The sequence below is a fragment of the Microbacterium sp. Leaf436 genome (assembly GCF_001424715.1).
Taxonomy (GTDB): domain Bacteria; phylum Actinomycetota; class Actinomycetes; order Actinomycetales; family Microbacteriaceae; genus Microbacterium.
The window spans coordinates 446445-471072 of record NZ_LMRB01000002.1; the positions used below are offsets into that span (position 1 = coordinate 446445).

A 24628-nucleotide genomic window follows, 5' to 3' on the forward strand; every position below is an offset into this window, starting at 1 on the left:
CCATGGCCACCGACGACGTCCGCATCGAGGGTGTGAAGGTGCAGAGCCTGCCCAAGGTGTCGCTGCACGATCACCTCGACGGGGGACTGCGCCCGCAGACCGTCCTCGAGCTGGCCGATGAGATCGACCTCGACCTCCCCGCCGACGACGCGAAGGGCCTCGAGGCCTGGTTCTCGGACCACATCGACGGCGGATCGCTCGAGGACTACCTCGAGAAGTTCTCGGCGACGGTCGGGGTGATGCAGACCCGCGAGGGTCTCGTGCGCACCGCGAAGGAGTTCGTCGAGGATCTCGCCGCCGACGGCGTCGTCTACGGCGAGGTGCGGTGGGCGCCGGAACAGCACCTCACCCGCGGTCTCAGCCTCGACGACGTCGTGGATGCGGTGCAGGAGGGCATCGAAGCGGGGGAAGACGCCGCCGACGCCCGCGGACAGGACATCCGCGTGGGTCAGCTGCTCACGGCGCTGCGCCACAACGACAATTCCCGCGACATCGCCGAACTCGCCGTCTCGTGGCGCGGTCGCGGCGTCGTCGGCTTCGACATCGCCGGCCCGGAAGACGGCTTCCTGCCGTCGCGTCACCGCGAGGCGTTCGACTATCTGGCCGAGCAGTTCTTCCCCACCACGGTGCACGCCGGTGAGGGGGCGGGTCTGGCATCCATTCGTTCCGCACTCATCGACGGACGCGCCCTGCGCCTCGGCCACGGTGTGCGCATCGCCAACGACCTCGACGTCGTCTCGCGCGAGGGCGAAGAGGTGCAGGTCACCTTCGGCGACCTGGCGCGCTGGGTGCGCGACCGCGAGATCACGCTCGAACTGTCGCCGACCTCGAACCTGCAGAGCGGCGCCGTGACGGCCTGGGGCGACACGATGGACGCCCACCCGTTCGACCTGCTGTACCAGCTCGACTTCTCGGTGACGGTGAATGTCGACAACCGCCTCATGAGCGCGACGACGCTCACCCGTGAGCTGGGGCTGCTGGCCCAGGCGTTCGACTACGACCTGGGTGACCTCGAGGCGTTCCAGCTCAACGCCGCCGCCGGCGCATTCCTGCCGGTGGAGGAACGCGAGGAGCTCATCGAGATCATCTCGGAGGGCTTCCAGCCCTGACCCGACCTCGGGCGCGCGTCGATGCCGGCGTGCGCCCGTCGTGGTTCCCAGGCTCGTTCCGAGGCGCCCGCGGGGGACGACCGGCCCCCCACACGTACGCGGCGGCGGCGAGCACGGACCCCGCGAGCACGAGGATCCACCACGGGAACGTGGGGATCTCGGGGCGGATTCCTGCGCCGTCGAGGGCGCCCTGCGGGGTCGGGATGACACGTTCACCCGTGACGAGGATGCGGTGGCTGTTCACGCCCAGCGGGGTGCACGTCACGAGGGTGACGAGATCGCGCCCCACCACGGGGACCAGCGACTCGGTGTCTTCGGGTTCGACCACGAGGGTCTGCACGACGCGGTACACCAGGACCTCGCCGAACACCTCGATCGTGACGGTGTCGTCGAGGGCGACCCGATCCAAGTGCGTGAACAGTTCCGCGGTGGCGAGCCCGCGATGCGCGGTGAGCACCGAATGGGTGGTCTCGCCGCCCACCGGCAGAGCGGTGCCCTCGAGGTGCCCCACGCCCTCGTAGAGGACCTGCTCGCTGGTGCCGTGGTACACCGGGAGGTCGACGTCGATCGAGGGGATCTTCACCCGTGCCATGAGCCCCGATTGATCGGAGCGAAGTTGCTCGGCGTAGTCGGTCTGCTGATCGGCGGAGTTCGCCAGCGGGAGCCGCTCGTTCGCGGCGATCTCGGCGCCGCCGTCGACGAGCCGCGTGTTGTACTCCCGTGCCGCGTCGAGTCGGTCGGCGAGCGTGTCGGCGCCGAGGTCGCGGATCTGATCCGAGTAGCCGTCGATGATCTGCGATTGGGCGTACTGGGCGAACCAGCCGGCGACGGTGGGGTACATCAGCAGGCAGACGCCCGCCAGCGCCCCCACCGCCAGAAGCAGCGAGACGATCGAGAGCCGCCAGCGCGGGCGTCGGCGGTCACGTCGCGCGGGTGGAGGGGAGTCCCGTGCATCGGGGCTCCCCTCCGGCGAGGGAGACGAGGCCGCGGCGCCCGGCCGCTGCGTCGTCCCCCCGCTCACCGATCGACCGTCCTCAGGCCGGAGCCTGGGCCGCGCGGGCACGCCGGCGAGCGACGACCAACGCCGAGCCCACCATGACCGTCAGCAGGGCCGCCCCGCCGACGCCGAACCAGAGGCCGCCGTCGCCACCCGTGATGGGCAGGGCGAACGCGGGCACCTGGTTGTGGGCGAACTCGAGGTAGTTGCGCACGGGAGCGGTGGTCGAGGTCGGGCCGGGCACCACGGCGGTCAGGATGCGGTCGGGCGACGGCAGCTGGTAGCCGGTGGGAGCCGTGATCTCGCGCACCCAGTAGTTGCCCGGTGTGATGATCGGGATGAGCACGTTGCCGTTGGCCAGGGTCAGCCAGTTCGTCTCGCCGTTGATCACGATCGGATTGGCGCCGTTGATGGCATCCTGCTCCGTGAGGAACACCTGGTACGTCGCGCCGGCGAGCGGGACGCGCGCGCCGTTCGAGGTCGTGTATGCCGACACCGTGAGCTGGCCGATCGGCGTGCTGCCGGTGACCGACTCGGTGCTGCCGTTGATGTTCGCCGTCGCGGTGTTGACGATGACGCCGCTGGCCGGGATGGAGGTGGCCCTGGTCAGCACGTTGAACGTCACGGTGCCGCCGGGGAGTCCGGCGAGGCGGGTGCGTCCGGCGGGCGTGAAGGTCATCGTGAGAGCACCGGCGGTGTTGGCGACGGTGTAGTCGGTGGTCTCGGTGAAGGTCTGCGCGACACCGGCGGCGTTGGTGACCACGACGTTCGACGGGGTGACCCCGGCCGGGACGGTGGCCGCCGTCAGGTAGGTCAGCTCGGACGGCAGGTTGTCGGTGAGCGTGAACACGTCGATGGCGTCACCGGCGGCGAGCGTCGGGATCGACGAGGCGACGGCCCAGCGGATCAGGTCGGGGTTGCGCTGCTCGACCGACCCGGCGGGTGCCGGAACGCGCGTCTTCGTCAGCTGCGTGACGGCGTTCTTGGGGTAGACGTGGACGTCGTAGATCCACTGGTTGGCCGGGGATCCGGCCGCGCCGGTCGGCGTGGGCAGCGTCACCAGGAACGGGGCGGCCGGGTTGGTGGCGGTGGCCGGCAGTTGCGTCTCGGTGATGAGGTAGACGCCGATGGGCAGTCCGTCCGGGTACAGCGCGGGGTCGGGGGCGAACGTCGCGAGACCGGCGGTGTTCGACAACGACGAGACGAAGCTGACCGTGTTGGGGCGCTGAGCGGCCTGCGCCGGCGTCAGCGTGGCGGCCTGGGACCACCCCGCGGAGGTGGTCAGGTCGACGCCCGACACGAGGGTGGCGGTGAACTGCGCGCCGGAGAGGGGGTCGGCGGGCGGGTTCGCCAGCTCCTGACCCGTCGACGTCGGGTTCAGCGGCGTCGACGGCCCCAGCGCGTGCTTGTGCAGCGTCAGGGTTCGGGTGACGGTGGAGTCGATGTTGCCCGGGAGTGTCACGGCCGATGCCGGTGCGACGGCACCGACGACGGTGAGGGCTCCGAGCGCGAGGACGATCAGAACGGCGCCTGCTCTCTTTCGGATGGACATGTGCGTGCCTTTCGGAAGGTGGTGAAGGGTGGGAATCGAGAAGTCGTGCAGTCGGCGGTGTCGCGCGACGGGAGAGGTCATAGCGGGAGGCTTCCTCCCTTGCGTCTGCGGTGGATCACGGCGCCCCCGACGGCCAGGGCGAGCAGGAGACCTCCGGAGAGGAGGAAGGTGTCGGCGCCGAGACCGCCCGTCATCGGCAGGGCGGGACCGGTCACGGGCGCGTTGACGAACCGGTACACGGCGCTCTGCCCCGCGGCGGGCGCGGTGATGCTCCGGCTCGCCACCGTGGTCCAGGTCGCTCCGTCGAGGCGCTCGAGGCGCAGCGTCTGGTACGCCAGGCGGGTTCCCGCGACCGTCGGCGCCTCCGACAGCGTGTAGCCGTGGCCCGGGCGCACCTCGAAGGTGCTCGCGGCGTTCCCGCCGACGGCGTCGTACGCCGCACCCACGCGACTCTGCGTCGGCAGGGACGCCCCGGCCAGCACCGCGGGGGTCGCTGTCACCGTCCACGTGGCCGGGACGAAGCCGGTGCTGGGGGCGAGCACGTCCTTCAGCACCGTCAGGGTCGCCGTCGCGTTGGTGACCGTGCAGGTGACCGCGGCTCCCGTTCGCAGAGTGACGTCCCCGGCCGTCGACACCGCGACGACGGTTCCCGTCGATTCGATGCAACGCCAGGCCCCCACCTGCAGATAGGTGGCGGTGGTCCCGGCTTCCGAGAGGCGGTACGCGCGGCCGGGGCTGACGGGCACGTTCGTCGTGGCGGCCGTTCCGGTGCGTCCGGTGGGGCCGGGCAGCGAACCGGTCGATGCGGCGGCGGTGAGCGTCCAGTCCGTCGCCGCGGCCGCGCCGAACGACACGGACTTCACCAGGGTGAGAGAGGTGACCGGCTGCGTGATGAGCGTGCACGCGACGATCGCGGACGGAGCGACGTTGGGCAGGGTGCCGCTGACCACGCCGCCCGCGGTGGTGAACGTGACGGCGACCGCCGTGCCGTTGACGGTGCACGCTCCGCTGACGAAAGTGAACCGGGTCTGCAACACCTCGGAGATCGTCAGCGTGGCGCGGGACGCCGCCGAGCCGAAGAGGACGCTCCACACGGCGTTGCCGGAGGGATCCGAGTTCTGGCGCGGTGCTTCGCTGGGGAGCGCGGTGGCGGTTCCTGCGGTGGCCGCGGCCGCGGTGCCCAGGCTCCACCCGGCGACCGGGGTGGTCTGCCCCGTGGCCGGATCGAGCACGCGTGCGGTGAGAGTCACCGTCGCGACGGGGCTGGGGGAGTTGAAGAACGTGCACACGACGCTCGCGCCGAAGCGCTCGGGCATGGTGACGTCGGCGCTCGCGGAGCTCGCGCTCGTGATCCGGATGCCGTCGCTCCAGCACTCCACGCGGATGGTATACGCCCCGATGGTCGAGGTCGAGCCCGCCGCCATGGTCTCGGAGACCGTCAGGGTCGTGCCCACCTGCACGGGGAACGGGCCGACCTGGGCCGATTGACGCCCGGTGGCGGCGCCCGTGGTGACGGCGGTGCCCACCGCGCCGCTGGCGTCGGACAGCGAGAGCTGGAACTGATCGGCGGCCGCGGCGCGTCCCACGACGTTCTTCTGCACGGTGACGCTTCCGGGACCGGTGCAGCTGGCCAGGTCGCTGGCGGCGATGTCGAGGCGCGGCGACCCGGCGATGCGCGTCCACGACGTGGGGTCGAACTCGTAGGCGCTGGTGCTGCTGGCGAGGTAGACGGTGCCGCGCGGCGAGAAGGCGAGTCCCGTGACGCTGCCGAAGGCCGGTGCCGGGGTGGGGTCGATGCCGACGAGCGCGCGGGTGTTGGAGGTGTTCACGGCGAGCGTGCCGCCGCTGGCCGCGGCCAGGGTCTCGGTCGTGACCGTGAAGATGGCGGCGCTGCTGGCGTTGTTGACGGTCGCCGCGCCCAGCACGTAGAGGTTGCCGCGGGAGTCGAAGGCCATGTCGCCGTTGCCGTTGGGGGCGGTGCCCGCCGAGAAGGAGCCGAGGTAGGCGAACCGCGACGCGGTCGGCGCCGACTCGGTGAAGCTCCACAGGTGGAACGCGCCGTTGGTGAACTTGCCGAAGAGGTACCGGCCGGTGGAGAGGTCGACGGCGCCGGTGACGATGCTGCCGGCGACGGCGGTGCCCCCGGGCCCGGCGGTCGTGTACGCGGTGCCCGCGAGGGTTTCGAAGCCTCCGCTCGGCGTCCACTTGAGGATCGACAGCACGTTCGCGCCGTCGGTGGAGCGGTTCAGGGCGTACGCGGTGGTTCCGCCCGCGGAGATGCCGAGCGAGTTCGCGGCCGCGACGTTCGGCCAGGTGCCGACGGTCGTCTGGCCTCCGCCGACGATGTCGCCCTGCACGAGTGCGCCCGTGACGGTCAGGCCGTAGAACAACCCGCTGTCGCAGGCCAGGCGCGTCTGCTGCAGGGTGTTCGTGAAGGTGCAGACGATCTCGGCGCCCGCGTCATCCGGCATCCTGATGGTCCCCGAGCGGGACGTGCCGGTGGCCACGACCGTGCCGTCGCGGGTGCAGTCGTACGAGGCGGCGTAGCCGAGTCCCGTTCCCGAGGTGGGCGATTCACTGATCGTGTAGGTGCCGCCGGGGTTCACGATCAGGCGCGAGATCTGCGCCGACTGCACGCCGGAGCTGTTGCCGGTCGTCGTCGTCGTGGCCAGTGTGGCCGCGGAGGTGCGGATCGAGAGGGTGAACTGATCGGTCGAGGCGCCGCGCGCGGGCAGGTTCTTGCGCAGGGTGAGGCGAGTGGCGGGGGTGACGGCGAGCGTCGTCGCCTCGGTGGCGATGAGCGGGGTGACGACGTTGCCGGGGCCGTTCGTGTACGTGCCCTCGACGGATGCCACGACGTTCACCGTGATCGTGCACGAGGTGTTCGCGCTTCCCGCGGGGAGGTCGCCGCCGACGGCGGCGATGCTCGAGCCCCCTGCGAGGGCGGTGACGACGAAGGCCGTACCGGTGACCTGCGTGCACGTGCCGCCGATCGCCGGTGTCGGGGCGACGGTGAGTCCGGCGGGAAGGGTGTTGGTGAACGACCAGTCGTTCTTCGCCGCGCCCTCGGAGGTGTTGGTGACGGTGTAGGTGAGCGTCGAGGTCGAGCCGACGGCGACGCTGGCGGGCGAGAACGACAGGTCGAGACGGGGGGTGGCATCGAGCACGCGCAGATTGTCGATGCCGAAAGCGCTGCCGGCGCCGGTCGTCGTGTTCGTCAGGCGCACCTGGGCGGCGGAGATCTGTGCGGGCGTGAGCAGCGCCGCCGCCGTGCCCGTGTAGGTCGTGGCGCGGGCGGAGGTGCTGATGGTGGGATCGAGGATGCCGCCGATCGAGCCGCCCGGGGCGAGCACGGGCGTCGAGGTGTAGAACACGGGGCCGGTCGCCGCGCACGGGTTCACGGCGGTGGGGAAGGCGCTGAGCAGCGTCGTCGTTCCCGAGAAGAGTCCCGCCGACAGCGCGGGCGTGTTCGCCGAGCACGCGGCGGCGGCGGCGTCGAACCGCACGGTGTAGTAGCGGGATGCGGTCGCGCTCACGCCGATGCCGGCGGTGCTCTGGGCGAGCGTCGTGCCCCCGGCGACGGTGGTGTAGGGGAGGGCCACCACGGCGTGGTTGCCGCGGGTCGCGTCGGTGGAGCCGCTGGCCGGGGTTCCGGCGGCGGTCGATCCGGCGACGCCCGCGCCGAGCTGGCCGAGGACGTCGGCCAGGCGACGGACTTCGCGGGCGGAGAGCGACGAGTTCGAGACGATGCCCTGGTTGGGGCAGACCTGCGCGTTCGGGTAGGGGGCGGCGTACGCCAGCACCACGCCGGTGCAGGTGGAGCCACTCGCCCAGCCGGTCGAGGCGGTGAAGCGACCGGTGGCGTAGCCGGTGATGGAGGTGAGCGTGGTCGGAGTCAGGCCCTGTTCGAAGCTCTCGGTCCACACCGTGGCGGGTGCCTCGGGGACCCCCGCCGCGAGGGCGTCGATGCGTGCGCTCGGCGGAGCGCGCTCCAGGGGCATGCCGGTGTCGGCGCCGTCGCTCCCCTCGGGGCCGGGGGTCGAGTCGGCGTCGCCGGGCGGGTCGGCCTCGTCGCCGGGTGAGGATTCGGCGGGCGGGTCGGGAGTTTCGCCGCCGTCCGGGGAGGGCGTCGACGGGACGTCGACGGTGTCGTCGTCGTCGTAGGGGACCGGTGAGGGAAGGGGGCGGTCGGCGCCGGGCGTGGGGGCTGCGATCGTCGCCGACGCGCTCGGGCTCGCCGCGGGCGACGGCGTGCGGGGGGCGTCGCTCGGGCTCGGCATCGGTGATGGGGCGACGGTCGACTCACTCGGGTTGCCCGTGGGGGACGGCGGAAGGGGGAGCGCGCTCGCCGGAGCGACACCCGACCCCACCAGCACCGCCATGACCGCCAGCGTCGCCGCCGCGGAAGCGACGAGGGCGCGCGGGCGGCGCGCGCCGGGGGGACGCGAGTGATGCATGGGCCTCTTGCGCGACGCTCAGCGCCGCGGGGTCGCGAATCACCGACCGGGGGTCGCGGCGATCCGGGGGGACGGGACGATCGGGGTCTCGTCCGCCTCATCTGCCTCGCGAGGACCCGTACGACCGATGCTACGAATCCGCTGAGCGGTCGGGAACAGACCGACTACGGGGTTACTACCGAGGCGACTACGGGGGTCGGTGAGGGGACGCGTCACCCGGCTGAGCCCGTGCGCGAGACGTCTTGCGCACGGGCTCAGCTCACGACGGGGTGATCGCGGGCCGGGGCACCGGACCGCCGCCCCGCCGAGGTCGGCCGTCGTCGCCCCGCGGGCCGCGCCCGTCCTGCGCCAAGCGGCGCGAGGTCAGCTCAGGGCCGAGGAAGGAAGCCGGCCAGCTGCTCGGCGATCACCCGATCGACGTCGGCGGGATCAGCCGTGGGCGTGCCATCGCCCGGCTGGGGGCCGTACGCGCCGAACGAGGCGTGCGATGCGCCGGGGATCTCGACGAACGTGGCGTTCGCGGGGAGCTCCTTCTCGGCATCCGCGATCTTCTGCGGGGTGCTCAGACCGTCTTCCGATCCCGAGAGGCTGAGGACCGGGAGTCCGGATGCCGTGAGATCGTTCGCGCAGTACGAGGCGAAGAGCACGAGTGCGTCGGCGTCGGGTGCCAGCTGACAGGCGCGGACACCGCCGAGGGAATGGCCGCCGACCGCCCAGGTCGACACCCCCGGGGCGAGGTCGGTGAAGATCGACAGCGGCCGCGGGTCGAAGAACGCGAGGTTCAGCCACGGCCGGGTGATGACGACGGTGATGCCGTCGTCGACGACGGTGTCGGCGAACGTGGCGATGTATCCCTCGGCCTCGACCTTGGCGCCCGGGATGAAGACCAGCCCCTGGCCCGTGCCGCCGGCGGTGGGCGAGAGCACGATCCCCGCGCCGTCGTCGGTGATCGTCAGCGCGGGGTCCGCCTCGGCCTCGGCGAGGGGGCCGGGCTCGGCGCCCATGACGCCGACCTGGGTGTAGATCAGGATCCCGGCGATCAGCAGCACCACGAGAGCACCGATGCCGCCGAGGATCCAGCGCAGGACACGACGACGCCGGCGGGGCGCTCGGGGCGCTCCGCCGGCGTCGGACGGGGTGGTGTCGGTCACCTCACGAGCGTAACGCTGCGTGTCGTGAGGAGACCGGGGTTGTCACGCGGCCAGGGCTGCCTGCCGTGCGGCGACGATCTCGACGATCCGGGCGTGCAGCGGGTGCTCGGGAGTGAGCCCCGTCACCTCTGCCGTGAAGGCCTCGGCGTCGAGCTCGCGCAGCAGACGCTGCAGGTCGACGGCCTGGGTGTCCTCGGTATCCGAGAAGTCGAGGGCGGCGGCCATGGCCGCGACCAGCGCGTCGACCGGGAGACCCCGCTCGATCGCCTCGGCGGCGGGCCCGACGAAGCGCTCGTGCCGCGAGAGCTTGCGCAGCGGCTGGCGACCCACCCGCCAGACGGTGTCGGGAAGCGCCGCGTTGCGGAAGCGGCGCAGGATCGTCGCGCGGTACTCGCCCTGCACGTCGGGGTCGAGCTCGTGCTTCTGGACCAGCAGGGCGCTGGTCTCTTCCAGCGCGTCCTCGACCCGTGCCGAGATCGCGGGGTCCGCCAGCGCGTCGGAGATGCGGTCGATGCCGGCGCGCGCCCCGAAGTAGGCCGTCGTGGCGTGGCCCGTGTTCACCGTGAAGAGCTTGCGCTCGATGTAGGGCTCGAGGTCGTCGACGAAGTGCGCACCGGGGATGTGCGGAGGGGTGTCGCCGAAGGGCCCGCGCTCGATCGCCCACTCGTAGAACGGCTCGACGGTGACGTCGACACCGCCCTGCGCCTGGGCGGGAACGATGCGGTCGACCGCCGTGTTGGCGAACACCGCGCGGGCGGCCAGGGCGTCCCACGACTCGCCGGCCAGCTCGACGATGTGCTCGCGCAGCTGGTCGGTCGCGCCGATCGCGTTCTCGCACGCCATGATCTGCAGCGGGGCGAGCGAGGGGTCGCGCAGCGCCAGCCCCGCGACGATGTGCGGGGCCACGAACTTCAGGATGGTGGGACCGACGGCGGTGGTGACCACGTCGGCCGTGGCGATCTCGTCGACGAGGGACTCGGCATCCACCGAGCTGTCGATGGCGCGGAAACCGGTGACCGTCTTGTCGACGCCGCCGTCTCCCACCTCGTGGACGGTGTACGACGAGGCGTCGTTGATGGCCGCGACCAGAGCCGCCGAGACGTCGGAGAAGACGAGCTCGTAGCCGCCCTCGTGCAGCAGCAGTCCGACGAAGCCGCGACCGATGTTGCCCGCGCCGAAGTGGACGGCCTTCATGCGTTGACGGACCCGGACAGGGCCTGGAAGAGCTCCTCGGGCGAGGAAGCCGCCTTCAGACGCGCGACGTCATCGTCCTCGGAGAAGAGGATGGCGATCTGCGACAGGATCTCGAGGTGCTCGTCGCCCTTGCCGGCGATGCCGATGACGAAGCTGACGGGCTCTCCGCCCCAGTCGACGCCGCCGTCGTAGCGCACGACCGACAGACCCGACTCGAGGATGGCCTGCTTGGTCTCGTTGGTGCCGTGGGGGATGGCGAGCTCGTTGCCCATGTAGGTCGAGACGGTCTCTTCGCGCTGCTGCATGGCGGCGAAGTACTCGCCCGTGACCGAGCCCGTGGCCTGCAGCAGGTCGGCCGCCTCTTTCATCGCCTCCTCGCGGGTGGCGCTCCCGGGGTGGATGCGGACGGATTCGATGCGGAGGACGTCGTGTGACATGGTTCTCGCCTTTCTCGTCGTGCTGTCCAGCCTCGCAAAGATCGGGCCGGACGGGAAGGCGGAGGGGCCGGCGCATGTGCTCCGGCCCCTCCGTGGTAGTGGATTACTTCGCGTCGTGCTGGGCGCGCACCATCTCCACGACCTCGTCGTACTTCGGCGAGTTCATGAAGTTGTCGACCGAGACGTGGATCGAGTCGGGCGACTGCGACTTGGCGCGGTCGGTGAGCTGGTTCTGCGTGATGACCAGGTCGGCCGAGCCGTCGAGGTTCGCGATCGCCTGGTTGGTGACCGTGATGCCGTCGATGCCCGCCTTCTTGATCTTGTTGCGCAGGACGCTCGCGCCCATCGCCGAGGAGCCCATACCCGCGTCGCAGGCGAACACGATGTTGTTCAGCTGCTTGGTCGCGAGGGCGCCGCCCTCGAGGCCGCCCAGGGCGCCCTCGACGTCGCGGTCCGCCGAGGCGTTGACGTCGTTCGAGGTGCGGGTGCGCAGGGCCCCGAGCGTCGAGGACTCCTTGCCCTTGTTGGCCTGGGTCTGGTCGATGGCGGCGGCGAACTTGTCGTCGCCCCCCTCGGCGGCCAGGTCGCGCTTGCGCGAGGCCCGCAGGATGACGCCCGCGACCAGGAAGGTCACGGCGGCGGCGATGATCACCGAGAGGTAGACCACGAGCACGTTCGCGATGCCGCCACCGGCGGCAGCGGCGGTCACGGCGATGATGCTGCCGGGAGCGGCCGGGAAGAGCAGGCCACCGCCGAAGATCATGTTCGTGGCGACACCGGCAGCGCCACCGGCGATCAGGGCGAGGATCGTCATCGGCTTCGCGAGGGCGTACGGGAAGTAGATCTCGTGGATGCCGCCGAAGAACTGGATGATGATCGCACCGGGAGCCGAAGCCTTCGCCGCGCCGACACCGAAGAAGGTGAACGCGAGCAGCAGGCCGAGGCCGGGGCCGGGGTTCGCCTCGATGAGGAACAGGATCGACTTGCCCGACTCCGCCGCCTGCTCGATGCCGAGCGGGGTGAAGACGCCGTGGTTGATGGCGTTGTTGAGGAACAGCACCTTCGCGGGCTCGACGATGATCGACAGCACCGGCAGCAGGTTGAACTGCACGAGGAAGGCGACGATGCCGCCGAGGAAGGCGCTGATGCCGAGGAACACCGGACCGAAGGCGAAGAAGCCGACGATCGCGAGGATCATGCCGAGGATGCCGGCCGAGAAGTTGTTCACGAGCATCTCGAAGCCGGGGCGGATCTTGCCGTCCCACAGCTTGTCCATCTGCTTGGTGACGTAGGCCGCGAGCGGGCCCATGATCATCGCGCCGAGGAACATCGGGATGTTGGTGCCGGCGATGACACCCATGACCGCGATCGTGGCGACCACGCCACCGCGCGCACCGTAGACGATGCGTCCACCGGTGTTGGCGATGAGCAGGGGCAGCAGGTAGGTGATCATGACGCTGACCAGGCCGACGTAGCCCTGGTAGGTGCCGGCGTCGCCCTCGGTGAGGGCGGTCATGGCGCCGGGCCAGCCGATCGTGGCGGCGTCACCGCCGCCGCCGAGGATCTCGGCGACCGGCTCCCAGTGCCAGCCGAACGGGCTGCGCGCCCCGAAGAAGCCGTCGGGGATGAAGAGCATGGTGATGAAGCCCCATGCGATGAAGGCCGCGATGTTCGGCATGATCATGCCGGAGAGGAACGTGCCGAATCGCTGTACCGCGACCCGTGCCCCTCCCGGCTTCTTGGTGGGTGACGTCGTCGTCATTGCTGTGTCTCCTTGGTGTGGTGCGCAGCGGGGGCCACGCAGTGGGGAAGCGGCTGGTGCCGCCGGTGTTCGAGGAAGCGACCGGGGTCGTTTCACGTGGTCAGGACGAGGCGGGAGCCGCTTCCCGGGCTGCCGAGACGGCCTGGGCCGCCTCTCGGGCGGAGGCCGCGTCATCGGCGGCCAGGGCGGCCTCGGCGATGCGGAGCGCATCGTCGAGAGTGTGGGTGAGCAGGGTGGCGCGCACGTCGGCGAGGGCGGTGGGGGCCATCGACAGCGTGGTGGCGCCGAGACCGACGAGCACGACGGCGAGCAGCGGGTCGGCCGCGGCCTCGCCGCAGATGCCCACGGGCTTGTCGTAGGTGCGTCCGGCGGCGCCGACCTCGCGGATGAGGCGCAGGACGGCCGGATGCCACGGGTCCTGGAACGACGCGACCGAGCCCAGCAGCCGGTCGGCGGCGAGGGTGTACTGCGTCAGGTCGTTGGTGCCGATCGAGGCGAAGTCGGCGATCTGCAGGATGCGGTCGGCCAGCAGCGCCGAGGAGGGGACCTCGACCATGACGCCGGTGGTCTTCAGGCCGTAGTCCTTGGCGAGCGCGGTGAAGTACCGGGTCTCTTCGACCGTGGAGACCATGGGGGCCATGACCCACAGGTCGGCGGGGCCCGCCTCGGTCTTGCGGGTCGCGGCATCCGCTTCGGCCAGGGCCGTGAGCTGCTCGCGCAGGATGTCCTCGCTCGCGCGCAGGGCGCGCAGGCCCCGAAGGCCCAGCGCCGGGTTCTCCTCGTGGGCGTCGTTGAGGAAGGGCAGGGGCTTGTCGGCGCCGGCGTCGAGCACGCGCACGACGACCTTCTTGCCGGGGAACGCCCCGAGCAGCTCGGTGTACGCGGCGCGCTGCTCCTCGACGGTGGGGGCGGAGCTGGAGCTCAGGAAGAGGAACTCGGTGCGGAACAGGCCCACGCCCTCGGCGCCCAGCTCGACGGCTTCGGCGGCTCCGCCGGGCTTTCCGAGGTTGGCCAGCAGGGGCACCTTGGTGCCGTCGGCGAGCGCGCCGTCGGTGATGGGGGCGGATGCCGCGGCGGCACGGGAGGCTGCGCGGGTGAGCGCGCGCGCCTTCTCGTCGTCGGTCGGGTCGAGGGTCACGACACCGGCGGCGGCGTCGACGATCACGGACTGGCCGTCGACGAGGTCTTTGGCGCCGGCCGCGCCGACGACGGCGACGATCGACTTCTCACGGGCGAGGATCGCCGTGTGCGAGGTGGGCCCGCCCTCGGTGGTGACCAGGGCCAGCACCTTGTCGAGGTCGAGCAGCGCGGTGTCGGCGGGGGCGAGGTCCTTGGCGACGAGCACGAACGGGTGGCCGGGGTCGGGGATGCCGGGGGCGGCGACGCCGCGGAGGCGGGCGATGACCCGCTGGGCGACGTCGTCGAGGTCGGCGGCGCGCTCGCCGAGGTAGCCGCCGAGGGCGACGAGCTGCTCGCGGAACGAGGCGAAAGCGTCGTGCACGGCGAACTCGCCGGTCTTGCCGGTCGCGAGACGGCTGTCGACCTCGGCCTCGAGGGTGGGGTCTTCGGCGATCATCGCCTGCGCTTCGAGCACGTCGCGGGCGGCGCCGCCGGCCTGCGCTCCTCGGGCTTCGAGCTCGCGGGCGACGGCCGCGATGGCCTCGCGCACGCGGGTGGTCTCGGCCTCGACCGACTGCGCGCTCTTCTCGTCCTTCGGGGCGGGCAGGGGCTCGGCCATGCGCGCCACGGGTCCCTGGGCGACGCCCAGTCCGATTCCGACTCCACGGAGTTCCGTCATGGTGCTGTTTCCTTTACTCGGTGTCGTGGTCGGTGGTCAGCAGTTCGCTGAGGCGGTCGATGACGGCCTCGGCGCTGTCGCCGTCGGCGGTGAGCGTGACGTAGTCGCCGTATTCGAGGCCCAGCGCGATGATGCCGAGGATGCTGGCGGCGTTGACCGCGGCGCCCGCGTCCTTGGCGATCGTCACGGGGATGCCGGAGTCCTTCGCGGCCTGGGCGAAGAGCTTCGCGGGGCGCGCGTGCAGCCCGTGCGTCGATCCGATGCGGACGGTGCGGGTGAGGTGGGGCATGGGGATCCTTTCCGTCGGTCTCAGATCGTGTCCGCGCCCGGGCGGGCGCGCAGGGCCTCTTCGACGAGCGCGAGCGTGCGGATGCCGCTGCGGTCGGTGAAGACGTCGTCGGGGAGCAGGGCGACCAGGACGTCCCGTGCGGCGGCGTCCTGTCGGATGCGCTCCAGGTCTGCGGCCAGGTGGGGTCCGACGAGCACGATGTCGGCCTGATCGAGGTCGATCGGCAACGAGCGGACGGTTCCCGCCGAGGCGGAGTAGGCGAGGCCCTTGTCTTGCGCAGCATGACGAACGCGTTGCGCGACGAACGTGCTCGACGCACCCGCTCCGCACACCACGAGGATCCTCATCGACCGGCCTTTCTTCCTCTCGATTGTCCGCACCGCGCTCCCAGCAGACAACCAGGTTCGTTTCCCACCCCCCGGAACATGGATGCCGCCCACCCGCGCCGGGGGAGGGGGTGCGTGGTTGGATGGAGGGAGCGCTGCCACACTCGGTGCGGCGCGGAGGACGGATCGTGACGACGAAAGCTCGCCAAGACCGCCTGCTGGCCCTGTTGCTGCGGGACGGGGAATGGTCGACCGCAGCGTCCTTGGCCGATGCGTTGGGTGTCACCCCGCGCAGCGTCCGGTCGTACGTGACGGCCGTCAACGCGCGCGTGGCGGGAGGCGCCGCCATCGAATCGGGCCCGCTCGGGTACCGCGCGGGAGCCGATGCGGCCGCCGCGCTGCGGGCGATCTCGGGATCGGATGCCGGAACCCCCCGCGACCGCCTCCACACCCTCGTGCGGCGCCTGCTCGACTCCGCCGACGGCATCGACGTCTACGCGACCGCCGACGCGCTGCACGTGAGCGCCGCGACCCTCGAAGCCGATCTGTCGCGCGTGCGCGGACTGCTCGGCGGCACCGAACTGACCCTGGAGCGCTCGGCATCCACCGCCCGCCTCCGCGGGACCGAGGTCGCCCAGCGCCGACTGCTCTCGAAGCTCGCGCACGACGAGATGGATGCCGGGCACTTCGACCTCGACGCCCTGCGGCGCACGCTCGGGGAGCGTTCGGTGGGTGCGCGCGCCTTCGGACCGTTCAAGGCCGAGCTGGTGTCGGAACTCGGATCCCTCGGGTACTACGTCAACGAGATCGGCATCGGCGACGTCGTCATGCACATCGCCATCGCCGCCGACCGCACCACCCGCGACCGCGCGCTGGGATCTCCCGGCGGCGATTCGTCGGACGCCGCCGCCGCCGTGGCGGCGCTGCTCGACCGGTTGACGCTCAAGCACATCGGCGTGCAACTGGGCTCCGGCGACCTGCGCCATCTCGCGACCCTCGTGCTCACGCGCATCGTCGCCCCCGGCTCGCCGGCCGTCGACGACGTGCGCTCGCGCCTCGACCCCGCGGTGGAGGTGGCCGTGCGGCGGGTCGTCGAGAACGCGGCATCCGAGTTCCTCGTCGACATCGCGCACGACGACTTCATCCTGCGCCTCGCGCTGCACGTGCAGAACCTGCTGCACCGCTCGCGCGAGCAGGCCTGGTCGCGCAACCCCCTGACCCGTTCGCTGAAGTCGACGTACCCGATGATCTTCGAGGTCGCCGTCTACATCGCCAAGGGACTGCAGGACGGCCTCGGCATTCCGATCCTCGACGACGAGATCGCCTACATCGCGATGCACGTGGGCGGGCGCCTCGAGCGCAGCCGTCGCGCCGACCAACTGCTGACGGCGACGATCGTGTGCCCCGGGTACTACGAGCTGCACGAGCTGCTGCGCTCCAGCGTCGACCGCTCGCTCGGTCAAGCCATCGAGGTCGTCGGTGTCGAGACGCGCATCGACCCGGCCTGGGACGCGATCGACACCGACCTGGTGCTCACCACGATCGACCCGCCGCGCCCCGGTGACCGCTTCGTGCGGATCCAGCCCTTCCTCACCGACGCCGACGTCGAGCGCGTGCAGGCCGCGGCAGGTCGCATCCGCCGCGGGCGTCGCCTGGCGCGGCTGCGCGCCGAGCTCGAGCGGTACTTCGCGCCCGGGGCGTTCGTGCGGGGCCTGGATGCCACCGACGGCGAGGCCGGCGTCATCCGGCGCCTCGGCGGGCTGCTGGTGGAGCAGGGGGTGATCGACGACGCCTACGTCGTGCGGGCCGTGGAGCGCGAGGCGATCTCGTCGACCGCGTTCACCGACGCCCTCGCCGTGCCGCACGCGATGGGCATGACCGCGACGCAGACGCGCATCGCGATCGGCATCGCCGACCCCTCGATCACCTGGGGAGAGGGCCGCGTGCAGGTCGTGGCGTTGGTGGCGTTCAGCGAGACCGACCGTGAGGCGTTCCAGACGGTGTTCGAGCAGTTCGTCGAGGTCTTCAGCGAGCGCGACAGTGTGCAGCGGATCGTGCGCAAGGCGACGAGCTTCCCCGCGTTCCTCGACGAGCTGGTCGCGGTGATCGACGGCTGACACATCGGCCCCTTCGGCCGCGCCGTGCCGCGCCGCCGTGCCGTGCCGCGCGGCGTCGCCTGGTGTGGGGCGGGTTCGGTGCAACGGGGCGGTCATTGCGCGCCCCGGTGCACCGATTGCGCCCCGCCGCGCGGAGGAGTGATGCCGAAGGCCGCGAGGCGGAGGCCGAGCGTGGCCGCGTCGCCGAGATCCTCCCAGCCCCACCGGACGACGTGGCGCCGCGTGGTCCCGCGGATCCAGTCCTCTCGGCGCTTCTCTTCTTCGATGACGCGCTGAGGGGTCTTGCCTTCGGCCGCCGCGATACCCCGGTACTTCACGCGACCGTCGAACTCGCCCCATGCGGCGACATCGTCGAGGCCGAAGTCGACCCAATACGTGTTGCCGTGCGGTCCGGGAACCCCGACTTGGAGGGACGGCGGTGCGAAGCCGAGGTCGTGCAGCCGCAGACGGCTCACGCTTTCACCGGGCAGCTGGGCGCGCCCGTCGGCGAACAGCAGCACCTTCTCGGCGGCGCGACGACCCCGGGGCGACGTGCGCGCCCAGCTCAACGCCTCTTCGCGGAGGCGCTCCGCGTCCTCGACGTCGTACCGGCCGGGTGAAGAGAACGCCCGAGCTCGCAGTGCCGCATCGGCGATGCTGACCGAGACCTCCCGCGTCTCCGCGCGCGCGACATCCGCCATCGTGCGTGCGAGAGGCGTGCAGTGCAGCCCCGCCACCTCCACCAGCTCCGTCCCCTCGGTGAGGGATCGATGGCGCACCACCCCCGCGCCGGAGCTCGGGCGCGATTCGGCCGTGAGGACGTGCAGACCACCGTCGTCTCGCAGGCAGGGCAGCCCCAGCAGAGCCGCGGCGGTGAGTCCGCAGAACACCGGCGGGGACCCGCTCGTGCGGGCCAGCGCACGAGCCTTCACGACGATCTTCTGTTCGCGGCTGAGCCCATCCACGTCGGCCGCCCGGGCGTACATCCCCGGGCGGATGGCGCGCAGGAACCCGACGTCGAGTTCACGCCGGACGCGGCGGGAGTGCCATCCGCGCTCGACAAGATCGGCACGTCGAAGAAGCGGCACGGCGTGGGGGTCCATCGACCCACTGTGTCTTCTTCGTGGGGCGGCTCTCGCACAGATCGGGCCGTCTGGGGACGGCGCCGCGAACCTGCCCGCGGGGGAGGAACCGTGCGGAGCTCGGGATAGGGGCGGGATCGGTGCAACGGGGCGATCATCGACCGCCCCGTTGCCCCGATCGCGCCCCGTTCGCGCCGCGCCGCCGCGCCGCCCGGCCCCGCGCCGCGCCGCTCAGCGCATCGACACCAACAACGCCTCCGCCCCCGCGCGCAGCGCGGCGAGGCGACGGGTCGCCTTCTTGGCCGACGTGCCGCGCACGTCGAGGTACAGCTTGAGCTTGGGCTCGGTGCCGCTGGGACGCACGATCAGGCGCGAGCCGTCGTCGAGCCACAGGCGCAGCACGTCGCCCGGCGGGAAGCCGTCGACGCCGTCGAGCAGGTCGTCGATGCGCGTCACCGCGGTCTCGCCGATCGCGGACGGCGGCTGGGCGCGGAGGGATGCCATGATCCCGCCGATCTCGCTCACGTCGCTGACGCGGATCGAGATCTGATCGCTCGCGAACGCGCCGAACGTGTCGCGGAACTCCTGCAGCAGGTCGGCGACGGTGCGGCCCTGGCCGCGGGCATCGGCCGCCATCTCGAGCAGCGCGACGGCGGCGGAGATGCCGTCCTTGTCGCGCACGGTGACGGGGTTCACGAGGTACCCCAGGGCCTCTTCGAAGCCGAACACGATGCCCGGTGCCCGCGAGATCCACTTGAAGCCGGTGAGCGTGGAGTGGAAGTCGAGTCCGTAGTGCTCGGCGACCGCCTGCAGGCCCGGCGACGACACGAGCGAACAGGCGAGGGATGCCGGGGCCCCCGCGTCCGCGTCCCGGGCGTCGTGCGCAGAGTCGTCGCGCGCGGACGCCGCGGCCCGCGCTGCGCGCCAGCCCAGCAGCAGCCCGATCTCGTTGCCGGTCAGGCGGCGCCAGCCGGCCTCGGCGTCGGAGTCGGGGATCGCGACGGCGAGGCGGTCGGCATCGGGGTCGTTCGCGATGACGAGCTCGGCGTCCGCCTCGCGCGCGGTCTCGAACGCGAGGTCCATCGCGCCCGGCTCCTCGGGGTTGGGGAACGCCACGGTCGGGAACCGCCCGTCGGGGTGGATCTGCGCCTCGACGACCGTGGGCTGCGGGTACCCCGCCTCGGCGAGCACGCGTGAGACGGTCTCCCACCCGACGCCGTGCATCGCGGTGTAGACCCACCGCAGTCCCGCGGCTCCCACGGGGGCGGGGGCGACGGTCGCGGTGGCCGCGACGTAGGCGTCGACGACCGACTCGGGGGCGTTGGCGTAGCCCACCGACCGGGGGAGCACCGTGACGTTGCCCTCGTCGGCGATCCGCTGGATGTGGGCGGCGATCTCGGCGTCGGCGGGCGACACGATCTGCGCCCCCTGGTCGACGCCGCCGAGGTACACCTTGTACCCGTTGTCGTCGGGCGGGTTGTGGCTGGCGGTCACCATGACGCCGGCGTCGGCGCCCAGGTGGCGCACCGCGAACGCGAGCACGGGGGTGGGCAGCATGCGGGGGAGCAGGATGGCGTTCAGCCCCGCTCCCGTGAAGATCTCGACCGAGTCGCGCGCGAAGACGTCGGAGTTGCGACGCCCGTCGTAGCCGACCACGACGGTCGGCGTTCCGGGGCGATGCTCGAGCAGGTACGCGGCGAATCCGGCCGCGGCCTGCGCGACGAGCACCCGGTTCATGCGGTTGGAGCCGGCGCCGAGGGTTCCGCGCAGGCCCGCCGTGCCGAACGCCAGGCGGGTCGAGAAGCGGTCGTCCAGATCGGCCTCGGCCTCGGCATCCCCCGTCTCCACCCGGGCGATGAGCTCCGACAGCTCGTCGCGGGTCACGGCATCCGGATCCTGCGCGAGCCACGCGCGGGCCGCGTCGAGGTACGCGCTCACAGCGCGCCGATCACGCGCGCGAGCAGCGCCGAGATCACGGGCTCGGCCTCGCGGCCGGCCTCGAGCACCTCGGCGTGGCTCAGCGGCGTCTGCTGGATGCCGGCGGCCAGGTTCGTGATGAGCGAGAAGCCCAGGATCTCCATCCCGGCCTGGCGCGCGGCGATCGCTTCGAGGGCCGTCGACATGCCGACGATGTGTCCGCCGATGGTCTTCGCCATCTGCACCTCGGCCGGGGTCTCGTAGTGCGGACCGCGGAACTGCGTGTAGACGCCCTCGTCGAGCGTGGGGTCGATCTCGCGCGCGATGGCGCGCAGCCGCGCCGAGTACAGGTCGGTGAGGTCGATGAAGGTCGCGCCCTCGAGCGGGGAGTCGGCGGTGAGGTTGATGTGGTCGCTGATGAGCACGGGCTGCCCGGGCGTCCACGTCTCGCGGATGCCGCCCGCGCCGTTGGTGAGGATCATCGTGGTCGCCCCCGTGGCGGCGGCCGTGCGCACGCTGTGGACGACCCGGCGTACGCCGTGACCCTCGTAGTAGTGCGTCCGCGCGCCGATGACCAGGACGTTCTTGCCGCCGGGGGTGCGGACGCTGCGGAGCGTGCCGACGTGCCCCTCGAGGGCGGGCTTCGAGAAACCGACGACCTCGGTGGCGGGGAACGACGCCGTCTCCTCGCCGATGAGCTCGGCGGCGCGTCCCCACCCCGACCCGAGGGTCACGGCGATGTCGTGGTGCTCGACCCCGGAGAGGCGGGCGATGTCGGCCGCTGCGGCCGTGGCGACCTCGAACGGGTCGACCGCCGGGTCATCGAGCGGGTGAGAAGTGCTGTTGGACATGCCTCCACTCTAGAAAGCGCGGAGCCCCGGGGGCCAGACGCGGGCACAACGGGTCGTTCGCGTGTCGCCGACGCAGACGACGCTGACACAATGGATGCCATGGTGCAGAGCTTCGAGCGCAAGCAGTCCGTCGCGATCGTCGGGGGCGGCCCCGGCGGCTACGAGGCGGCCCTGTCCGCCGCGCAGTTGGGCGCCGACGTGACCCTGGTGGAGCGCGCGGGCGTGGGCGGTTCGGCCGTCATCACCGACGTCGTCCCCTCGAAGACCCTCATCGCCACCGCCGATGCGGCCGTCGCGATCCGCGGGGCGAGCGACCTCGGCGTGCAGCTGTTCGCCCGCGACGACCGCGGCAAGCCCCTCACCCCCGAGGTGGCCATCAACCTCGCCGCCGTCAACCAGCGCCTGCTCTCGCTGGCCCGTCAGCAGTCCGATGACATGCGCAGCTCGCTCCTCGAGGCGGGCGTGCGCATCATCTCGGGTCACGGCCGGCTCGACGGCGGTTCCGCGGTGGTGGTCTCGACCGAGGCCGGCGGCACCGACTTCGACCGCATCGAGGCCGAGACGCTCGTCGTCTCGGTGGGCGCCTCGCCGCGCGAGCTCCCCTCGGCGCAGCCCGACGGTGAGCGCATCCTGACGTGGACGCAGCTGTACAACATGAAGTCCGTGCCCGCGCACCTCATCGTGGTGGGCTCGGGCGTCACGGGCGCCGAGTTCGCGTCGGCGTACATGAACCTCGGTGCCAAGGTCACGCTCGTCTCGAGCCGCGATCAGGTGCTGCCCGGTGAGGACCAGGATGCCGCGGCCGTGCTGGAGCGCGTGTTCCAGCGCGGCGGCATGACGCTGTTGGCGAAGGCGCGGGCCGAGTCGGTCGTCAACACCGGCGACGGCGTGCTCGTCACCCTCGCCGACGGACGCACGATCGAGGGCAGCCACTGTCTGATGGCGGTCGGCTCGATCCCCAACACCGCCGGCATCGGTCTCGAGCAGGCCGGTGTGCAGATGACTCCCGGGGGCAACATCCGCGTCAACCGCGTCGCGCGCACCTCGGTGCCGAACATCTACGCGGCCGGCGACTGCACGAACTTCGTGCCCCTGGCATCCGTCGCGTCGATGCAGGGGCGTCAGGCGATCTTCCACGCGCTCGGCGACATCGTCATCCCGCTCGAGACCCGCCGCATCACGGCCAACATCTTCACCGCCCCCGAGATCGCCACCGTCGGCTTCAGCGAGCAGGACGTGACCGAGGGACGCTTCAAGGGCGTCGTGAAGAAGCTTCCCCTCTCGGCCAACCCGCGCGCGAAGATGCAGGGCATCACCGACGGCTTCGTCAAGATCATCGCCCGGCAGGGCAGTGGAACGGTCATGGGCGGCGTCATCGTCGGGCCCAAGGCGTCGGAGCTGATCTACCCGCTGGCGATCGCCGTGGAGCGCCGCCTCACCGTCGACCAGGTCGCCCGCGTCTTCGCGGTGTACCCGTCCCTGACCTCGAGCATCACCGACGCCGCGCGCGCGATGCACATCGTCGACCGCGACGACCCCGGCGAGGACTGAGCCTTCCGGATGCCGCGCTCCGCGGCATCCGTCCCCCGCTGCGCGCCGCGCGCCCCGCCCGAGCCCGCGCTCGTGCCGCGCGCAGACACGCATAAACGCCGTTCCTGCGCATAAACGGGGTGCGTGAGCGTTTCTCCGCAGGATCAGCGTTCATGCGGGTGGGGGACCCTCGCGTCACTCGCTCGGCGTACGTCGCGGCGGGGCGCACCCCCGCGCACCAACCGACCCCGCGAGGAACGACGACGCCGCACCCCGAGAGGGATGCGGCGTCGAACGGATGCGGTGCGCGTCAGCTGATCAGCAGCAGCTGATGCCCGGCCGACACCGTGGTGCCGGCGGTGGCGTCGATGCCGGTGACGGTTCCGTCTTTGTGGGCCTGCAGGGGCTGCTCCATCTTCATCGCCTCGAGCACGACGACCAGGTCGCCCTTGACGACCTGCTGTCCCTCTTCGACGGCGACCTTGACGATCGTGGCCTGCATGGGCGACTTCACCGCGTCGCCCGTGGCGCCGGCGGCGGGCGAGGCGGCGTGCGAGCGTCGGGACGGCGGGGCCGCGGCCGGGCGGCCCACCTGCGGGGCGGCGGCCGAGATGCGGTCGGGCAGGCTCACCTCGAGGCGCTTGCCCGCGACCTCGACGACGACGGTGTGCCGGCCGGCGGCGGTGGCGGGGGCCTCGAGCTCGCCGTCCCACGCGGGGATGTCATTGTCGAACTCGGTCTCGATCCACCGCGTGAAGACGCCGAACGTGCCGTCCTCGGCGGTGAAGGCGGGGTCGCGGACCACCTTGCGGTGGAAGGGGAGCACGGTGGGCATGCCGGCGACCTCGAACTCGTCGAGCGCGCGGCGCGAACGCTCGAGCGCCTCGGCGCGGTCGCGGCCGGTCACGATGATCTTCGCCAGCAGCGAGTCGAACGCGCCCGAGACGCTGTCGCCCGCGGTCACGCCCGAGTCGAGGCGGATGCCGGGGCCGCCGAACGTCTTGAAGACGTGGATCGGACCGGGCTGGGGCAGGAACCCGCGGCCCGGGTCTTCTCCGTTGATGCGGAACTCGATCGAGTGGCCGACCGGGGCGGGGTCGTCGTAGCCGAGCTCCTCGCCCTCGGCGAGGCGGAACTGCTCGCGCACGAGGTCGAGGCCGGTGACCTCTTCCGAGACGGGGTGCTCGACCTGCAGGCGCGTGTTGACCTCGAGGAACGAGATGGTGCCGTCGGCGCCGATCAGGAACTCGCAGGTTCCGGCACCGACGTAGCCGACCTCGCGCAGGATCGCCTTGGATGCCGTGTAGAGGATCTCGTTCTGCGCGTCGGTGAGGAACGGCGCCGGCGCCTCTTCGACGAGCTTCTGGTGGCGACGCTGCAGCGAGCAGTCGCGCGTCGACACGACGACGACGTTGCCGCTCGCATCGGCCAGGCACTGGGTCTCGACGTGGCGCGGCTTGTCGAGGTACTTCTCGACGAAGCACTCGCCGCGGCCGAAGGCGGCGACGGCCTCGCGCGTGGCCGACTCGAACATCTCGGCCACTTCGTCGAGTTCGCGCGCCACCTTGAGCCCGCGTCCGCCGCCGCCGTACGCCGCCTTGATGGCGATGGGGAGCCCCACCTGCTCGGCGAAGGCGATGACCTCGTCGGCGCCCGAGACGGGACCGGGCGTGCCGGGGGCGAGCGGGGCGCCCACCTTCTCGGCGACGTGGCGGGCGGTGACCTTGTCGCCCAGGGCCTCGATGGCATCCGGCGACGGACCGATCCACACGAGCCCCGCCGCGATCACGGCGCGGGCGAAGTCGGCGTTCTCGGCGAGGAAGCCGTAGCCGGGGTGCACGGCGTCGGCGCCGGAGCGCCGGGCGATCGAGAGGATCTTGTCGATGGAGAGGTAGGTGTCGGCGCTGGTGGCGCCGTCGAGGGCGTAGGCCTCATCGGCGAGGCGGGTGTGCAGGGCGTCGCGGTCCTGGTCGGCGTAGACGGCGACGGACGCCTTGCCCGAATCCCGGGCGGCACGGATGATTCGGACGGCGATCTCGCCGCGGTTGGCGACAAGGACCTTGGCGATCTTCGGCATCCT

At 71.7% G+C, this 24628-nt stretch carries 17 protein-coding genes; 3 read left to right on the forward strand and 14 right to left on the reverse strand.

Annotated elements, in window-relative coordinates; all coding sequences use genetic code 11:
* Positions 1-2: 2 nt before the first annotated feature.
* Positions 3-1109, forward strand: a complete 1107-nt coding sequence (locus tag ASG45_RS06410) for an adenosine deaminase (protein WP_055834376.1) — start codon at positions 3-5, stop codon at positions 1107-1109.
* Here ASG45_RS06410 and ASG45_RS06415 read toward each other — a convergent pair.
* The 10 genes from ASG45_RS06415 to ASG45_RS06465 all read right to left on the reverse strand — a co-directional run bounded on the left by ASG45_RS06415 (position 1084) and on the right by ASG45_RS06465 (position 15093).
* On the reverse strand, positions 1084-2130 hold the full coding sequence (locus ASG45_RS06415) for a class C sortase (RefSeq protein WP_156459391.1): 1047 nt from the start codon (positions 2128-2130) through the stop codon (positions 1084-1086). The two genes, ASG45_RS06410 and ASG45_RS06415, sit on opposite strands and share 26 nt — an antisense overlap.
* Before the next feature lie 13 nt (positions 2131-2143).
* On the reverse strand, positions 2144-3739 hold the full coding sequence (locus ASG45_RS06420; RefSeq protein WP_235561579.1) for a SpaH/EbpB family LPXTG-anchored major pilin: 1596 nt from the start codon (positions 3737-3739) through the stop codon (positions 2144-2146).
* Positions 3736-8115: a DUF7933 domain-containing protein gene (locus ASG45_RS16715; protein ID WP_082516488.1), complete on the reverse strand. Its 4380-nt coding sequence runs from the start codon at positions 8113-8115 to the stop codon at positions 3736-3738. Before ASG45_RS16715 ends, ASG45_RS06420 begins: the two co-directional genes overlap by 4 nt.
* Positions 8116-8483: 368 nt before the next feature.
* Positions 8484-9266, reverse strand: a complete 783-nt coding sequence (locus ASG45_RS06435) for an alpha/beta hydrolase (RefSeq protein ID WP_055834383.1) — start codon at positions 9264-9266, stop codon at positions 8484-8486.
* A gap of 42 nt (positions 9267-9308) precedes the next feature.
* Complete coding sequence (locus ASG45_RS06440) at positions 9309-10460, reverse strand: mannitol-1-phosphate 5-dehydrogenase (protein WP_055834386.1); 1152 nt, start codon at positions 10458-10460, stop codon at positions 9309-9311.
* Positions 10457-10897, reverse strand: a complete 441-nt coding sequence (locus ASG45_RS06445; protein ID WP_055834388.1) for a PTS sugar transporter subunit IIA — start codon at positions 10895-10897, stop codon at positions 10457-10459. The genes ASG45_RS06440 and ASG45_RS06445 overlap by 4 nt, the downstream gene beginning before the upstream one ends.
* Positions 10898-11000: 103 nt before the next feature.
* Complete coding sequence (locus ASG45_RS06450; RefSeq protein ID WP_055834391.1) at positions 11001-12659, reverse strand: PTS mannitol transporter subunit IICB; 1659 nt, start codon at positions 12657-12659, stop codon at positions 11001-11003.
* Positions 12660-12759: 100 nt separating this feature from the next.
* Positions 12760-14457: a phosphoenolpyruvate--protein phosphotransferase gene (gene ptsP, locus ASG45_RS06455; RefSeq protein ID WP_055834394.1), complete on the reverse strand. Its 1698-nt coding sequence runs from the start codon at positions 14455-14457 to the stop codon at positions 12760-12762.
* Positions 14458-14470: 13 nt separating this feature from the next.
* On the reverse strand, positions 14471-14746 hold the full coding sequence (locus ASG45_RS06460) for an HPr family phosphocarrier protein (protein ID WP_055834397.1): 276 nt from the start codon (positions 14744-14746) through the stop codon (positions 14471-14473).
* 20 nt (positions 14747-14766) lie between these two features.
* Positions 14767-15093 carry a PTS sugar transporter subunit IIB gene (locus ASG45_RS06465; RefSeq protein ID WP_055834402.1) on the reverse strand — a complete coding sequence of 109 codons (327 nt, stop codon included), beginning with the start codon at positions 15091-15093 and terminating at the stop codon, positions 14767-14769.
* A gap of 122 nt (positions 15094-15215) precedes the next feature.
* Between ASG45_RS06465 and ASG45_RS06470 the strand changes: the two genes are divergently transcribed.
* On the forward strand, positions 15216-17189 hold the full coding sequence (locus ASG45_RS06470) for a BglG family transcription antiterminator (protein WP_235560532.1): 1974 nt from the start codon (positions 15216-15218) through the stop codon (positions 17187-17189).
* Between the two features lie 92 nt (positions 17190-17281).
* On the opposite strand, the gene ASG45_RS06475 is transcribed toward ASG45_RS06470, so the two are convergent.
* From ASG45_RS06475 to ASG45_RS06485, 3 genes are all read right to left on the reverse strand, one after another.
* Positions 17282-18271: a hypothetical protein gene (locus ASG45_RS06475; RefSeq protein ID WP_055834404.1), complete on the reverse strand. Its 990-nt coding sequence runs from the start codon at positions 18269-18271 to the stop codon at positions 17282-17284.
* Positions 18272-18481: 210 nt separating this feature from the next.
* Positions 18482-20188, reverse strand: coding sequence for a phospho-sugar mutase (locus tag ASG45_RS06480; RefSeq protein WP_055834408.1), 1707 nt, complete (start codon positions 20186-20188; stop codon positions 18482-18484).
* The gene (locus ASG45_RS06485; RefSeq protein ID WP_055834410.1) at positions 20185-21018 is read right to left on the reverse strand and encodes a purine-nucleoside phosphorylase; all 834 of its coding nucleotides are present in this window, start codon (positions 21016-21018) and stop codon (positions 20185-20187) included. Before ASG45_RS06485 ends, ASG45_RS06480 begins: the two co-directional genes overlap by 4 nt.
* Positions 21019-21108: 90 nt before the next feature.
* On the opposite strand from ASG45_RS06485, the gene ASG45_RS06490 reads away from it, so the two are divergent.
* A complete protein-coding gene (locus ASG45_RS06490) occupies positions 21109-22569 on the forward strand; it encodes an NAD(P)H-quinone dehydrogenase (protein ID WP_055834414.1) in 1461 nt (486 codons plus the stop codon).
* A gap of 289 nt (positions 22570-22858) precedes the next feature.
* Here ASG45_RS06490 and ASG45_RS06495 read toward each other — a convergent pair whose 3' ends face one another.
* Positions 22859-24625, reverse strand: coding sequence for an ATP-binding protein (locus ASG45_RS06495; protein ID WP_055834416.1), 1767 nt, complete (start codon positions 24623-24625; stop codon positions 22859-22861).
* Positions 24626-24628: the final 3 nt, after the last annotated feature.

Excerpts from the sequence above, each read along its gene's own strand:
- ASG45_RS06410 (WP_055834376.1), top strand. The coding sequence starts at position 3 with ATGGCCACCGACGACGTCCGCATCGAGGGTGTGAAGGTGCAGAGCCTG.
- ASG45_RS06420 (WP_235561579.1), bottom strand. The coding sequence starts at position 3,739 with ATGACCTCTCCCGTCGCGCGACACCGCCGACTGCACGACTTCTCGATT.
- ASG45_RS16715 (WP_082516488.1), bottom strand. The coding sequence starts at position 8,115 with ATGCATCACTCGCGTCCCCCCGGCGCGCGCCGCCCGCGCGCCCTCGTC.
- ASG45_RS06440 (WP_055834386.1), bottom strand. The coding sequence starts at position 10,460 with ATGAAGGCCGTCCACTTCGGCGCGGGCAACATCGGTCGCGGCTTCGTC.
- ASG45_RS06445 (WP_055834388.1), bottom strand. The coding sequence starts at position 10,897 with ATGTCACACGACGTCCTCCGCATCGAATCCGTCCGCATCCACCCCGGG.
- ASG45_RS06450 (WP_055834391.1), bottom strand. The coding sequence starts at position 12,659 with ATGACGACGACGTCACCCACCAAGAAGCCGGGAGGGGCACGGGTCGCG.
- ptsP (WP_055834394.1), bottom strand. The coding sequence starts at position 14,457 with ATGACGGAACTCCGTGGAGTCGGAATCGGACTGGGCGTCGCCCAGGGA.
- ASG45_RS06460 (WP_055834397.1), bottom strand. The coding sequence starts at position 14,746 with ATGCCCCACCTCACCCGCACCGTCCGCATCGGATCGACGCACGGGCTG.
- ASG45_RS06465 (WP_055834402.1), bottom strand. The coding sequence starts at position 15,093 with ATGAGGATCCTCGTGGTGTGCGGAGCGGGTGCGTCGAGCACGTTCGTC.
- ASG45_RS06470 (WP_235560532.1), top strand. The coding sequence starts at position 15,216 with ATGGAGGGAGCGCTGCCACACTCGGTGCGGCGCGGAGGACGGATCGTG.
- ASG45_RS06475 (WP_055834404.1), bottom strand. The coding sequence starts at position 18,271 with ATGGACCCCCACGCCGTGCCGCTTCTTCGACGTGCCGATCTTGTCGAG.
- ASG45_RS06485 (WP_055834410.1), bottom strand. The coding sequence starts at position 21,018 with ATGTCCAACAGCACTTCTCACCCGCTCGATGACCCGGCGGTCGACCCG.
- ASG45_RS06490 (WP_055834414.1), top strand. The coding sequence starts at position 21,109 with ATGGATGCCATGGTGCAGAGCTTCGAGCGCAAGCAGTCCGTCGCGATC.
- ASG45_RS06495 (WP_055834416.1), bottom strand. The coding sequence starts at position 24,625 with ATGCCGAAGATCGCCAAGGTCCTTGTCGCCAACCGCGGCGAGATCGCC.